Source organism: Bradyrhizobium sp. ERR14 (assembly GCF_014198235.1).
Lineage (GTDB): Bacteria > Pseudomonadota > Alphaproteobacteria > Rhizobiales > Xanthobacteraceae > Bradyrhizobium.
Genome location: NZ_JACIHD010000002.1, coordinates 433974 through 448337 on the forward strand (window position 1 = coordinate 433974; position 14364 = coordinate 448337).

General features: G+C 65.5%; 13 protein-coding genes. 3 read left to right on the forward strand and 10 right to left on the reverse strand.

Annotated features, from left to right (window positions below; genetic code table 11):
- Positions 1-7: 7 nt before the first annotated feature.
- Positions 8-997: an NAD-dependent epimerase gene (locus GGD62_RS08280; protein WP_183707946.1), complete on the reverse strand. Its 990-nt coding sequence runs from the start codon at positions 995-997 to the stop codon at positions 8-10.
- Positions 998-1217: 220 nt separating this feature from the next.
- Here GGD62_RS08280 and GGD62_RS08285 point away from each other — a divergent pair, with 220 nt between their 5' ends.
- Positions 1218-2177 carry a lysylphosphatidylglycerol synthase transmembrane domain-containing protein gene (locus GGD62_RS08285; protein ID WP_018317383.1) on the forward strand — a complete coding sequence of 320 codons (960 nt, stop codon included), beginning with the start codon at positions 1218-1220 and terminating at the stop codon, positions 2175-2177.
- A complete protein-coding gene (locus GGD62_RS08290; RefSeq protein ID WP_409333935.1) occupies positions 2174-3208 on the forward strand; it encodes an MraY family glycosyltransferase in 1035 nt (344 codons plus the stop codon). The genes GGD62_RS08285 and GGD62_RS08290 overlap by 4 nt, the downstream gene beginning before the upstream one ends.
- On the opposite strand, the gene GGD62_RS08295 is transcribed toward GGD62_RS08290, so the two are convergent.
- The 6 genes from GGD62_RS08295 to rfaD form a co-directional block, all read right to left on the reverse strand.
- Positions 3196-4143, reverse strand: coding sequence for an NAD-dependent epimerase/dehydratase family protein (locus GGD62_RS08295; RefSeq protein ID WP_018317385.1), 948 nt, complete (start codon positions 4141-4143; stop codon positions 3196-3198). The genes GGD62_RS08290 and GGD62_RS08295 overlap by 13 nt on opposite strands.
- Positions 4140-5360, reverse strand: coding sequence for a glycosyltransferase family 4 protein (locus GGD62_RS08300; protein ID WP_183707948.1), 1221 nt, complete (start codon positions 5358-5360; stop codon positions 4140-4142). Before GGD62_RS08300 ends, GGD62_RS08295 begins: the two co-directional genes overlap by 4 nt.
- A gap of 2 nt (positions 5361-5362) precedes the next feature.
- Positions 5363-7276 carry an SDR family NAD(P)-dependent oxidoreductase gene (locus tag GGD62_RS08305; RefSeq protein WP_183707949.1) on the reverse strand — a complete coding sequence of 638 codons (1914 nt, stop codon included), beginning with the start codon at positions 7274-7276 and terminating at the stop codon, positions 5363-5365.
- Positions 7277-7360: 84 nt separating this feature from the next.
- Complete coding sequence (locus tag GGD62_RS08310; protein WP_183707951.1) at positions 7361-8647, reverse strand: O-antigen ligase; 1287 nt, start codon at positions 8645-8647, stop codon at positions 7361-7363.
- Complete coding sequence (rfaE1, locus tag GGD62_RS08315) at positions 8644-10128, reverse strand: D-glycero-beta-D-manno-heptose-7-phosphate kinase (RefSeq protein ID WP_183707953.1); 1485 nt, start codon at positions 10126-10128, stop codon at positions 8644-8646. Before rfaE1 ends, GGD62_RS08310 begins: the two co-directional genes overlap by 4 nt.
- A 12-nt stretch (positions 10129-10140) precedes the next feature.
- Positions 10141-11121, reverse strand: coding sequence for an ADP-glyceromanno-heptose 6-epimerase (gene rfaD / locus GGD62_RS08320; protein WP_092261087.1), 981 nt, complete (start codon positions 11119-11121; stop codon positions 10141-10143).
- A 159-nt stretch (positions 11122-11280) separates the two neighbouring features.
- Between rfaD and waaF the strand changes: the two genes are divergently transcribed.
- Positions 11281-12345, forward strand: a complete 1065-nt coding sequence (gene waaF, locus GGD62_RS08325; RefSeq protein ID WP_183707955.1) for a lipopolysaccharide heptosyltransferase II — start codon at positions 11281-11283, stop codon at positions 12343-12345.
- 36 nt (positions 12346-12381) lie between these two features.
- Here the strand turns inward: waaF and GGD62_RS08330 are convergent, their stop codons facing one another.
- The 3 genes from GGD62_RS08330 to GGD62_RS08340 form a co-directional block, all read right to left on the reverse strand.
- On the reverse strand, positions 12382-12765 hold the full coding sequence (locus GGD62_RS08330) for a type II toxin-antitoxin system HigA family antitoxin (RefSeq protein WP_246800014.1): 384 nt from the start codon (positions 12763-12765) through the stop codon (positions 12382-12384).
- Positions 12765-13061, reverse strand: a complete 297-nt coding sequence (locus GGD62_RS08335) for a type II toxin-antitoxin system HigB family toxin (RefSeq protein WP_183708240.1) — start codon at positions 13059-13061, stop codon at positions 12765-12767. The genes GGD62_RS08330 and GGD62_RS08335 overlap by 1 nt, the downstream gene beginning before the upstream one ends.
- 177 nt (positions 13062-13238) lie before the next feature.
- Positions 13239-14276, reverse strand: coding sequence for a glycosyltransferase family 4 protein (locus GGD62_RS08340; RefSeq protein WP_183707957.1), 1038 nt, complete (start codon positions 14274-14276; stop codon positions 13239-13241).
- Positions 14277-14364 lie beyond the last annotated feature (88 nt).

Genomic DNA, 14364 nt, shown 5'->3' on the forward strand with positions numbered 1-14364 from the left:
CGTCATCTCAAACCTTGAAGTAGTCCCGATACCAGGTGACAAAATTATGGACCCCATGCTCGATCGGCGTTGACGGTGCAAAGCCGGTGTCGCGCATCAGATCCTCGACATCCGCGAACGTTTCCAGCACATCTCCCGGCTGCATCGGTAGCAATTCTTTGATCGCCGTCCGGCCCAGCTCCCGCTCCAGAAGACCGACGACGTGCATCAGTTCCTCCGGATGGTGATTGCCGACATTGTAGAGCTTAAACGGCGCATTTGCGGCAGCCGGATCGTCCGCAGGCACAAGATCGATCAGCTTGGATACTACACGTGTGACATCATCAACATAGGTGAAGTCGCGACGCATTCGGCCATGGTTAAACAGCCGGATCGGCTTGCCCGCCATGATGGCGTTTACGAACAGAAACATGGCCATGTCGGGCCGTCCCCATGGCCCGTAAATGGTAAAGAAGCGCAGGCCCGTGACCGGCAGGCGATAGAGATGGCTGTAGGACTGCGCCATCACCTCGTTCGCCTTCTTGGTCGCGGCGTAGAAGCTCACGGGATGGTCGGTCCGGTCCGCAACCGCAAATGGCAATTTTGTGTTGGCGCCATAAACGGAGGATGACGAGGCGTAAACGAGATGACGACAGCCGCTGTTGCGGCAGCCTTCGAGCACGTTGAGAAAGCCCACCAGATTGGAATCGGCATAAGCGTGCGGCTGCTCGATCGAGTAGCGCACGCCGGCCTGCGCCGCCATATGCACGACCTCCGTAAAACGATGTTGCGCAAACAGCGCCGCCATCGTCTCGCGGTCGGCAAGATCGGCCTCGACGAAGGAGAAGCGGGGCTCGCTCTGCAACAGTGCCAGGCGCGCCCGCTTCAGTGCCGGATCGTAATAGGCGTTGAGATTGTCGAGCCCGACGACGGCGCGGCCTTCGCCCAGGAGCTGCCGGGCGACGTGAAAGCCGATGAAGCCGGCGGCCCCGGTGACCAAAATCGCCTGATCCGTCATCCTGTTCCCTGGGGATCCCTAGCCCGATCCTGTTTAGCCGTCACCTCAAGGTGATCGCAATAGGCCCACTGTATGCGCTCCATAATGCCCCCCACGAGGGCTCACGAGAGCCTCACGAGGGCTATTGCAAGATCGGCGCCAAAACCATACCAAAGCGGCCGAATTCGGCGCTCGCGTCGGGTTGCCTCAAATCTTCGCAAACCCTGTTCATGCGGGCGAGATGCGCCGAATCCTGCTGTCGACGGCCAAAATCGTGATTTCCGCGGCGCTGCTCTATCTGGCGCTGCGCAAGGTCGATCTGTCCGAATTGTTTTCGCGCTTCACCGTGACCAGCCTGTTCTGGATCGGCGCCGCGATCGCGGTCACCTTCCTGCAGATCTTCGTCGGCGTGCTGCGCTGGCGCGAGATCAGCGCCGTCTGCGGCGCGCCGCTCGAGCTCGGCCGCGCCATGCGCTACAACGTGATCGGCTCCTTCTTCAACCAGACCCTGCCGTCGGCGATCGGCGGCGACGCGGTCCGGCTCTGGCTGGTGGCGCGCGCCGGCGCCGGCTGGCGTGCGGCAACCTATTCGATCTTCGTCGACCGCGCGATCGGCTTGATCGCGCTCGCGATTCTCATCGTCGCGAGCCTGCCCTGGAGCTACACCCTCATCACCGATCCGCACGGGCGCTCGGCGCTGCTGCTCATCGATTTCCTGGCGCTCGCCGGCGGCCTCGGCTTCCTGGTTTTCGGCGCGCTGAAATGGCGCTGGCTGAAGACCTGGTGGGCCACGCATCACATTCACGCCTGTGCCGTGATCGCGAACCGCGTGATCTTCAGCCGCAGCCGCGGACCGATCATCGCAATCCTGTCGGTGCTCGTTCACGTGCTCGCCGTCGTCATCGCCTGGTGCGTCGTGCAGTCGATTGCGGCCCCGGTTCGCTTCAGCGACGTCTTCCTGCTGGTGCCGCCCGTGATGCTGATCACGATGATGCCGATCTCGATTGCCGGCTGGGGCGTGCGTGAAGCCACGATGGGCCTGGCGTTCGGCTTCGCCGGCTTGGCCGCCAACGAGGGCGTCAACGTCTCGCTGCTGTTCGGCGCCGTGTCCTTCATCGTCGGTGCGTTCGGCGGCCTGGTCTGGATCCTCAGCGCGGAGAAAGCCGCGCAGGGGTCGAAGCCGATCGGAGTACCGGAGTGACGACCCTCGTCGCGGGTCCGGACCTTGCGGCCGGGCTGGTGCTGTTCGCGCTTGCGCCGGCCGTGCTGGCTGCACTGATCTCGGCCTGCGTCACCTGGCAGAGCATGCCGCTGCTGCAGCGTTATGCACTGGCGCGTCCGAACGCACGCTCGTCGCACAAGATTCCGACCCCGCAGGGTGCGGGCATCGCGGTTGTCGCGGCCACGCTGCTGGTGGCTGCGTCCTGGGCGGCCTGGACCTACGGCGCGATTCCCTTGCCTCTGATCGGCTCCGCCGTCGTGATCGCGATGGTCGGGCTCGTCGACGACATCAGGCCCCTGCCCGTGCTGCTCCGCCTCGTGCTGCAGGCGGGAGCCGTGGCCGCCGTCGTCTTCACGACACCGGAGACCGCGCGCATCGTGCCGGCGCTGCCGCTCGCGCTCGAGCGCGGCCTCATCCTGCTCGCCGGCATCTGGTTCGTGAACCTCGTCAATTTCATGGACGGGCTCGACCTGATGACCGTGGCGGAGGTGGTGCCTGTCACGGCCGCGCTCGGATTGCTCGGATGGTATGGCGACCTCTCGCCGTCCGCGGCGCTGCTCGCCACCGCGCTGTGCGGAGCCATGCTCGGCTTTGCGCCGTTCAACCGTCCCGCCGCAAAGGTCTTCCTGGGCGATGTCGGCAGCCTGCCGATCGGCCTCTTGCTCGGCTGGTGCCTGCTGGAGCTCGCCTGGCACGGACAGCCCGCCGCGGCGCTGCTGCTGCCGGCCTATTATCTTGCGGATTCCACCATCACGCTGTTTCGGCGCATCGCGCGGCGCGAACCATTCTGGTCGGCACACCGCACGCACTTCTATCAGCGCGCCACCGACAATGGCTTCACGGTCAAGCAGGTGATCGGCGAGGTGTTCGCACTCAATCTCGTGCTGGCATTGCTTGCCATCGTCAGCGTTCGCGCCGGCTCGACGACCGTCACGATCGTCTCCGTGATCGCAGGCGCGCTCGGGGTCGCCTTCGTGCTGCGGCGCTTTTCCCGCCCTCAGGCATCCTGAGCCGACAGCGCCAGCCGCAACCCCTCGTCGAGGGAGACCTGCGGCTGCCAACCGGTCGCGAGCGCCTTGGAGATGTTGAGCTCGAGCGAGCCGATCAGGCTGTCATGCGTATCCTGCCGGCCCATGACATTGAGCAGCGTGCTGAGCAGGCCCGGCGGCACACCGAACAGTCGCAGGTTCTTGCCGGACGCTTCGGCCAGACGGGTGATGAATTCGGGCGTCGAGACCTGCTCCCTGTCGGCGACGAGGAAGATCTCGAAATTGCTGGTGGGATCGGGATGGCCGAGCCGGCGCAGGATAAACGAGGACAGGTTCTGCACGGCAAGGAAGGCGCGGTGATTGCGGATCGCGGCAACGGGCAGCGGCAGCCCGAGCTGGACCGCGCGCGTCAGCAGCGCAAAATTGCCCTTGGCGCCGGCGCCATAGACCAGCGGCGGCCGGATCACCGAGATCTTCATGTCGTTGTCGCGCGCCAGCGTCCTCAAGCCCGCTTCGGCCGCAGCCTTGGACATGCCGTAGAGGCCGCGCGGCGTCAGGATGTCGCTCTCGCTGAACGGGGCGCGGCCCTCGTTGCTGCGGCCGTGCACGAGCACGGTGCTGATGAAGACGAACTGGCGCACGCCGGCCGTCGCCGCACAGCGCGCCAGATGCAGCGTGCCGGCGATGTTGACGTTGCGGTAGAGCTGGACCGCATGCTCCTCGTGCTTGTGGTGCACGCGCGCGGCGAGATGAACGACGGCGTTGACGCCTTCCAGCGCGGCCTGCCAATCGGTCTCGGGACCGATCGTTTCGATCACGACCTCGTCGTCGGCACCTTCCGCGCGGCGAACCGCGCGGCGGACCGACCATCCCTCGCGCTGGAGCGCCGGCACGACATGACGGCCGACGAAGCCGCTCGCTCCCGTCACCAGCACCACCGGTTTCTTCTCGCTCATCGTTGCTCCGAAAGGTTCGGGGTGTGCAACAATTCGTCGATCACACCGGCATAGGCATTCATCGCCGTCGTCCGGTCGAATCGCAATGCCGTCCTCACCGCGCGCTCCGTCATCGCATCGTCGGTGGAACGGGACGCCGCGCGGATCGCAGCGGCGAGCTGGTCCGGCCGGCCCGGCGTCACGACCCAGCCGAGCCCGTTCTCCACCACCGTCAAGGCGGCCTCGGCCTCCGGCTCGGACACCAGCACCACGGGACGGCCGACCGCCAGCAGATTGTAGAACCGGCTCGGCACCGACACCCCCGCCACGTCCTTCCGGTACGGAATGATCCAGAGATCGGCGGACGCCAGGAACGCCTCGAGCTCGGCATCCTCGACCCGCCCGACAAAGGAGACATTGGGCAGGTTCGCCGCCGCCTGCAACTGCTTCAGCCGTTCGAAGCCGATTCCCCAGCCGGACAGCAGGAAGTGAATGTCGGTCTCGTCCTTCAGAAGCCGCGCCGCCTCGAACACGATCTCCGGATCATGGGTGAACCCGAGATTGCCCGACAGGCCGACAATGAAGCGCGCCGACAGCGCCTTGCGGAACGGGTTGCCCGAATTGACCGGCCGCGACGCGGGCACGAGCGTCGCCCAGTTCGGGATGAAACGGATCTTGTTCCGCGTCATCCCGGCATAGCTCAGCAGCGGCCGCTCAGCGTCGCGGCCGATGGTGATGACGGCATTGAGGGCGCGGAACATCAGGCTGTTGGCGGCGCGCATCGTCCGCGTCACGAACGAGCCCGGTTTCAGCAGGCCCGCCATCACCAGCACGTCGGGGAAGAGGTCGTGCATGATCAGCGCCGAGCGTGCGCCCTTGAATCTGGCTGCCGCCGCCACCGCGTAAGGCAGCATGAACGGGGCGGTGACCGTGACCACAACGTCGCCTGCCTTAAGCTCGCGCAGCAAGGCAAAGAACGTACGCGCCGCGAACAGCAGCTCCGAGACGCCGCGCCGCACCAGCGCCGCCTTGCCCGCCATGCGGTTCTTGATTGCGATGACACGCGGCTTGCCCGGGCCGGTCTGCAAGGCCGGCAATGCGCCCGGCCAGCCCGAGAGCACGACGACATCGCGCTCGGCGGCGAGACGGCAGGCGATGTCGGCCATGATCGCCGCCGTCGTGCTCGTATCCGGCGGATAATGCTGGCTCGCGACGACGATCTTGCCCCGAGGCTGCATGGTCAGGCCGCGGTCGACCCGAATTCGGGCACCGCATCCTTCAGGATGGTCCTGATGGTGGCGCGATCGTCGCGTGCGATCGCCTGCTCCAGCGCCGCGATCCATTTGCGCAACGTCTGCATCGGCGGCTCGTTCGGCTGCGCGGCCATGATGCCGGCAACGCCGATCTCGCGGGTCGGCTCCTCGGTGGCGAACAGGATCTCGTGCAGGCGCTCGCCCGGCCGCATGCCCGTGAACACGATCTCGATATCGTAGCCGGGCTGCAGCCCGGAAAGGCGGATCATGCGCTCGGCGAGATCGACGATCTTCACCGGCTGGCCCATGTTGAGCACGTAGACGGAGACGTCAGGACGGTGCGTTCCGAGCGCATGCGTGGCCGCGGTGATGACGAGATCGCAGGCCTCGCGGATGGTCATGAAGTAGCGGACCATGTCGGGATGCGTCACCGTCACCGGGCCGCCGGCCTCGATCTGGGCCTTGAATTTCGGAACCACCGAGCCGTTCGAAGCCAGCACGTTGCCGAACCGGACCGAGATCAGCCGCATCGGCGGCTTGGCGCCGTGCGCCCCGGCTGCGAGGTCGTGATCCAGCGCCTGGCAGTACATCTCCGCAAAGCGCTTGGTCAGGCCGAGCATCGACACCGGCTCGATCGCCTTGTCGGTCGAAATCATCACCATGGCTTCGGCGCCGGCGGCAACGGCGGCATCCGCAACGTTGATCGAGCCGAAGATGTTGGTCTTGACGCCCTCGCTCCAGTCGCGTTCGAGGATCGGCACGTGCTTGAGCGCGGCGGCGTGGAACACGATGTCCGGCTTGAACCCGGCCATCAGGCGCATGATGCGCTCGCGGTCGCGGATGTCGGCGATCCGCCCTTCGACTTCGGCAGCCGCCCCTCGCGCGGCGAGCGCTTCGGTGATGGCGTAGAGCGCGGGCTCGGAGTTTTCCACGATCAGGAGCCGCGCGGCGCCGAAGGCGACGACACGCTCGCAGATCTCCGACCCGATCGAGCCGCCGCCGCCGGTGACGATCACCGCCTTGCCGTTGATCAGCGCTTCCAGGCGCGCATAGTCGATCGTCTCGCTCGGCCGCAGCAGGAGGTCCTCGACCGCGACGGCCGTGAGCCGCGGCGTATCGCCGCTCTCGAGCGAGGGCATCCGGTTGACGATCATACCCAGCTTGCGCGCCCGCATCAGGATCGATTCCGGACGCGCTTCCGGCTCGAATGCCGAGGGCGTCATGACGAGGCGCGCGATCGGCTTATTGCGCTTGGCGAAGTCGGCGACGACGTCCTCGACGTCATCGATGCCGCCCAGCACCGGCACGTTGCGAATGAACTGGCCCCGATCCGAGCTCGACGGCGACAGCACGCCGACTGGCCAGATGCGCTTGATCGCCCCGCTCTCGATGCCGCGCAGGAGTACCTCCGCATCCGCGGCGCGGCCGATTAGCAGCGTTGGCGCGGCCTCATCGCCCCTGGCGTGACGCCGCACCCGCGTATAGCGGAAGTAACGATAGGTCATGCGCAGCGCGCTGAGGAACGAGATCTCGAGGAACCAGTAGAGGACGATCGTCACCTTGCCGAGGAAGAAGGCACCGCGGACGTTGGGGGCGACGAAGATGTAGTCGAGCACCAGCAGGGCGACCGTCAGCACGGTCGAGACGCGAATGATGTTCAGCGCATCAGGCAGCGAGATGAAGCGCCATTTCGTCGTGGTCAGGTTGAAGATGAAGAACACGACCACGCTGAAGGCGAGGAAGTAGGGCAGGATCTGGAACAGCAGCGGCAGGCGCTCGAAGAAGCCGTCGCCACCCTCGAATCGCAGATAGAAGGCGGCAAAAAGCGCCGCCGCGGTCGCCAGCAGGTCGTGGAGCGCGATTAGGAAATTGCGCAAGGTGAGATGCGAAAGACGCGTCATCCGCCGACCGATGAAAACCCAGTTAGATGCAACCTGACCGCGCTGATAGCCCATCTGGACAGGACTTGCCAGCCGCGCGGCCTTTCAGGAACCGGCTTCCCCCGTCTTCGCCTCGGCCTGTTGCGCCCGGATCACCATGCCGCCGGCAACGCCGACGCCGATGACGTACATCCAGCCCTCGTGGAAGTCGAACAGATGGGAGTTGAACAGCGAGGTGAAGACGTTCTGCACCACCACCAGGAGCCCGACCCAGTTGGCAAGCCCGTCGCCGCGAAACAAGCGTAGATGCAATATCCAGATCGCATAGAGAACGGCGATGCCGATCACGCCCCATTGCACGGCAACGTTCAGCGTCTGGTTATGCGGGTTGCCGATCACCTCGGCGGACGCCTGGTACTGACCGGCGGGCGTCGCAACGCGTTCGAACAATCCGCGCGTCGAGCCGGTGCCGTGTCCCATGATCGGCGCCTCGGCGAAGAAGCCGAGCGACTTCCGCCAGAATTCGAGCCGCAGCCCCGCCGAGGTCGGCTCGCCCTTTTCCATGTAACGCGTGTAGTCGTCGGAAAACCTCTCGGCGGTATGGCGCAAATATGGCGAGGCCTGCCAGGCGAGAACAGCGGCGACGAGCAATGTGGCGGAGATGAGCGCGATGCTGCGCCATTTGAGATGAAGCAGCGCGAACACGCCGAACATGATCGGAACGGTGACGAGCGCTGTGCGTGACACCACCACGAACGTCATGTTGACGAAGAAGCTCAGTGCCAGCGCCGTCAGCAGCCCGGCGAACCAGTATCGCTTCTCACGCAGCAGCATCACGATCGGATAGGCGAGCGCGACCGCGCAAAGCGCGAATTCCTGGCTCTGGTTGATGTAATTCTTGACGAAGATGCCGCGCTCGGCCGGATCGGTCTTGAGCGCGAGATTCGGGTAGAAGGCGACCAGCCAGGACATCACCGACAGCAGGGCGCAGGACGCCAGGAAGGCGATGAAGATCCAGCGCCCGCGCGGCGAGCGCTCGAAATGATAGAACAGCACCGGCAGCACCAGCAGCTTGATGGTCGGATTGACCGCATAGAAGCGGGCGCCCCAGCTCGCGTCCGACCACAGCGTCCCCACCAGCGCGAGCAGGACCAGGGCGATCGGGGCCGCGCAGATCGGACGCGTCAAGGATTGCAGGAACGCGCGGACGTCGAGAAACGGCACCATGCAAATCAGCATCAGCGCGTTGAATATCCCCGCCAGCGAAGTCGACCACGGCAGCGAGGCCGCGGTCAGGACCGCAAATATATCGACGGTCTCGCGCCAGGCCGCCGGGCTGCGCAGGCGGCGAAGCAACATCCCGCCGGTCGTCTCGCGTGCCAGTGCCGTCACTTGCCTCCTCCCCGGGCGCGATGGACCAGCGCCGTCGTGCTGAAGCCCTGCAGGATGTCGACCAGCACGACGGTGCCGCCCGCGGCCTCGACGACCTCGTGGCCGACCACCTGCTCACGGGTGTAATCGCCGCCCTTCACCAGCACGCCAGGCTTGATCCGGGTGATCAGGTCGATCGGCGTGTCCTCCTCGAAGATGACGACGAGATCGACGGCTTCGAGCGCCGCGAGCACCTCGGCACGCGCGCGCTCGTCCTGGACCGGCCGCTCGGCACCCTTGAGCCGCCGCACCGAGGCGTCGCTGTTGAGCCCCACGATCAAGCGGTCGCAGGCGGCGCGCGCCGCGGTCAGCACCTTGACGTGGCCGGGATGCAGGATGTCGAAGCAGCCATTGGTGAAGCCGACGCGCTGGCCTTGTGTTTTCCATTCGGCGAGTTGCGCATCGAGTGCGGCCGGCTCGAGCACGATCTTCTCCTCGGCCGCCAGAGTGGCATGCGGCAGGATCTTTCGGCGCAGCTCGGCCGCGCTCACACTGGCGGTGCCTTGCTTGCCGACGGCGACGGCGGCAGCGGCATTGGCCATGCGCAGCGCGGTGTCCCAGTCCGCGCCTGTAGCAAGCGACACCGCGAGCGCGGCGGCGACGGTGTCACCGGCGCCGGAGACGTCGCGCACCTTCACCGGGAAAGCCGGAACGTGAACCGCCGCGCCATTGCGCGGCACCAGCGTCATGCCGTGCTCGCCCTGGGTGACCAGGATCGCCTCGCAATCGGCGAGCCGCATCACGTCCTCGCTGGCCTCGACGATGCTCTGCACCGTCTCGGCGCGGCTGCGGGTCGCTTCGGAGAACTCCTTGCGGTTGGGTGTCAGCAGCGTGGCGCCGCGATAGATCGCCCAGTTCAGGCTCTTGGGATCGACGATCACGGGCTTGCCGAGCTTTCGCGCGGCATCGATGGCGTGGCGGATGACGCGCGCCGTCAGCACGCCCTTGGCGTAGTCCGACAGCAGCACGATGTCGGCGCGCGCGATCTGCGGCAGGATCGCCTCGATCAGCTTCGTCTCGATGTCATCGGAAGCAGCCGCCGCCTGCTCCCAGTCCGCGCGCAGCATGTGCGTGGAAAAATGCTCGGAGACGAAGCGGACTTTTCGCGTGGTCGGGCGCGTGGGATCGCACACCAGCACGCTTTCGATGCCGGCGTGCCCGTCCAGCGCCGCCTTGAGCCGTGCACCGGCATCGTCCTCGCCGACGAGGCCGACGAAGATGCAGCGCGCGCCCAACGAGGCGACATTGCGCGCGACATTGCCGGCGCCGCCGATATGGATCTCGCTGCGCTGGGCCGCGATGACGGGCGCCGGCGCTTCCGGCGAGATCCGCGACACCTCGCCATAGACGAACTCGTCCAGCATGATGTCGCCGATGCACAGCACCGTGCGGCCTGAGATGGCCTGCGCGAGGGCGTCGAAATCGAGAATGGGCGTCGGCATGGTCAAATGGCCTCAGCGGAAGCGGTCGGGCCGGTCGAGGTAATCCCCGACATAGGCCTTCACCGCATCCTCGAGCGTCGTGAAGCCGCCGTTATAGCCGGCGCGGTGCAGGCGATCGACCTCGCTCTGGGTGAAATACTGGTAGGCCCCGCGGATCTGCTCGGGCATGTCGATATATTCGATGTTGGGCCTGGTGCCGAGCGCCGCATAGGCCGCCAACATCAGATCCCTGAAGCTGCGCGCCTTGCCGGTTCCGACATTAAAGATGCCGGATACCGACGGCGTCGCCAGCAGCCACATCACGACGCGCACGACGTCGTCGACATAGATGAAATCGCGGCGCTGATCGCCGTCGGCGATGCCCTCGCGATGCGACTTGAACAGCTGCACCACGCGGCCGGCCTTGACGTCGTCGAAGCGGCGCGCCAGCACGCTCATCATCGAGCCCTTGTGATACTCGTTGGGGCCGAACACGTTGAAGAATTTCAGGCCCGCCCATTGCGGCGGGAGCGGATCGCCGTTCGCTACGCGCCCGGCGACCGCGAGATCGAACATGTGCTTGCTCCAGCCGTAGAGATTCATCGGCCGCAGTTTCTTCAGTGCCGGCAGCGAGGCGTCGTCGTCAAATCCCGTCTCACCGTCGCCATAGGTTGCCGCCGAGGAGGCGTAGATGAACGGGACCGCGCCCGCCGTGCACCAGTCGAGCAGGCGCATCGACAGGCGGAAATTGGTTTCGAACACGAGGTCGCCGTCGGTCGCGGTGGTCGCGGAAATCGCCCCGAGATGGATCACGGCCTCGAGCTTGCGGCCCTTCAGCCAGTCCATCAGCTCGGCCGGCGGGACAATATCCACAAGCTGGCGCTTGGCGAGGTTCCGCCACTTGCCCTCGTTGCCCAGGAAATCGCAGACCACGACGTCGCTGCGGCCCGCGTCATTGAGCGCGGCCACGACATTCGACCCGATAAAACCGGCCCCGCCGGTCACCAGCAACATTCCGAAATCCCTGCCCGATCTTTGCGGCCCGGTCCTGCCGTAGCGCATGAGCCGCCAAAGTGTAAGCGGTTTTGGGATTGAGCGGTCTGCCGGCTTTACCTGCCGGCCTGGAGCGGCTACCGAACCGCCACAATCAGATCGTCTCGGCCCTATTAACGAATGAACCAAGATTCGACACTTAGCGGAGATGCAGATCGGAGCGACACCCGCCCGATTCTGATCATTCCCTACATGTGGATCGGCGATTTCGTCCGGAATCACACCGTGGTCCGGGTCCTGAAGGAGCGCTGGCCGAACCGGCCGGTCGATCTTCTGACCACCTCCCTGTGCGCCCCGCTGGTCGATTACATGCCCGGCGTGCGCGAGGGGATCGTCGGGGACCTGCCGCGCGGACGCCTCGCCGTCGCCCGCCAGCTCGCCCTGGGGAAACTCCTCCGCGAGCGGAACTACGGCACGGCCCTGGTGCTGCCCCGGACCTGGAAGGCGGCCATCGCCCCCGCCCTCGCCGGCATTCCTGAACGGGTCGGCTTCGTCGGCGAATTCCGGTTCGGCCTGCTCAACCGCTGGCGCTGGGGCGAGAAGAAGCTGCCGCGCTTCATCGACAAGAACGCCGCCCTGGCCCAGCCCGACGGCGCCCCGCTGCCGGCGGAATGGCCGGTGCCGCAATTGCGGGTCCCGGCCGAGGACATCGTCCGCTGGCGGCAGGCCAACGGGATCGGCGCCGGCGCCGCGGTGGCGCTGGCCCCCGGCTCGGTCGGCGTCTCAAAGCGCTGGACCTACTATCCGGAGGCCGCCCGGCTGCTGGTCGAGCGCGGCCTCGAGGTCTGGGTGGTCGGCGGCCCCGCGGAAAAGGGGCTGGCCCAGGAGATCGTCGCGGCCGGCGGCCCGGGCGTGCGGGACCTCACCGGCAACGATCTGCGCAACGGCGTGCTGGCCATGGCGGCGGCCGGCGTCGCCATCTCCAACGATTCCGGCCTGATGCACATCGCAGCTGCCTTGGGCACGCCCACCATGGGTATCTTCGGCCCGACCAGTCCCTATCTCTGGGCCCCCCTCAACGGCCTCGCCGCGACCGTGGTCCAGGACAAGGAAGTGCTGTCCTGCCAGCCCTGCCAGAGCACGGTATGCAAGATGAACGACCACCGCTGCATGCGCGATATCGCAGCGAGCGAGGTGGTGGCGATCGCGCAGCGGGTGCTGGGGGAGGCTGGAAAGCCGGCTTAGAATTGAGCGTGGCGCCCGCGGAAGCCGGGCATGAGATCAAGCATGCGCGCGCGTCAGTTCGTAGGGAGCTGTGAGAGCATCAATTGGAATGCTCCATTCCTTGCTGATGATGCGGATCATGTCCAGCGTCAGCGGACGGACACGATTCAAGATCTCGGACGCTCTGTTGCGACCAATCAGACCCGCCAACTCTGACTGCGACCGTCCCATGGACTCGATCGCGAAATGGAGAACGTCGACTGGATCGCCGCGCGAGGTCGCGAAGTGATTGTCTTCGTATTCCTTGATGAGTGAAGACAAAACTTCGAAGCGATCACCATCGGGCGTGCCAGGCGCCGGCTCGGCCTGGAAATAACGAGATACTTCGCCGATAGCCCAATCGTAATCGTGTTCATTGCGAAGAGGCCTTACGTCCATCATCACACGGTCTCCGCGTCTATTCCGTCATATTCTTTGTGCGTCCCGACGAACTTGATGAGAGCAGTTTTGAATGTGTAGGAGAAATGAACCACAAGGCGATACTTGTTGCCGCCGATGTCGAAGATCGCTCTGTTATCGCCAACGAAGTCCACGTTGTTTCCGAACGCCTTCTTCAAGTCAGCCGGACCGCTCCAATCGCCTTTGGACACGATCTCATGCCAAGTCCCCAAAGGGGTCCGCGCCTTGGGGTATCGCTCCCAGAAGACCTTCAGTGCCCTTCTTGCGATAACGTTCATTGCCATAGCACGTTCCCGAAATGGGATCAATCGAAAATTCCCATTACGGGAACAAAGTCGACTTCCGCTAAATCGGCAGCCGGACGAACCCATCGCCAAGTCATTGATTCCGCTCATCCCGGCTACTGTGCATGGGGTTGTTTTCGCGTTTTTTGCTTTCGGCCCTCGCGGCGTGGCTCAGAGCAGCGGCCGATAGACCTCGCCGATCCGGGCCGCTTCCGCATCGAGGCTGAACTTTGCGAGCACCCGCGCTCGGCCCCTCTCGCCCATCGCCGTCGCGGCATCCACGTCGCGCATCAGCGGCTCCACTGCCGCAGCCAGCGCATCGGCATCGCCGGCCGGGACCAGCAACCCGCTCACGCCATCCTCGACCACCAGCTCGGCCGCGCCGGCGCGTGCGGCGACGAGCGCGCTGCCGGCCGCCATCGCCTCGATCAGCGTCAGTCCAAAACCCTCGTTGCGCGAGGTGAAGGCGTAGATCGTCAGCCGCTGGTACCAGCGCTGCACCGCTTCGATCGGCAGCTCGCCGGTGATGACGATGCGCGACTGCAGGCCGGCCGCTTCGATCTGCTTTTTCAGCTCGTTCGCAAAGGCCATCTGCTCGGCCGTGACCTGACCAACGATCACGGCGGTGAAATCGGGATAGCGCGGCAGCAGCCGGCACATCGCGTCGACGAACACGTCGGTGCCCTTCTGCGCGCGCACGCGTCCAAAGCAGCCGATGGCGTAACGGCCGGGCAGCGCGGCCTCCGTGAACGCAACAGCGCGGTCGGTCGGCGGCGCATAGATGTCGGTATCGACGCCATGCGGGATCACGGTCGCCTGCACTTTCAGGAACGAGGCCGAGAGATCCGACGTCGCGATGATCGCGTCCATGCGCCGGATCAGCCAGCGCGTGATCCAGCTGTGGTGCCGCTGCGCCGCCGAGGTGAACACGAGTTTCAACGGCCAGCCGAGCGCGCGTAGCGCGACACCCGCGATCATCTCGTTGTTGCGCCGCGCATGCCAGATCAGCGGCGCCTTGCGGCGCCATAGCTTGAGGAAATCGGCAACGCTCAGCCGCGCAATCCCAGCCGGCGCGTGCGAGCCGAACCAGGCGGCGCGGTACAGTTTCGCCAGCCGCGGCGCCACCATCCGGTTGGTCGCGGTGACCCCGGAATAGCGCCTGTGCAGATTTGGCACGATCACTTCGAGATCGCCGGGGGAATTGGCCACGTCATGCTCCGTTTCGCAAAGTCCCTATACGCAACATTAAGCATAGTGACCAGTTCAGCCGCGCCGATACCCCCTCTTCACCACGCAA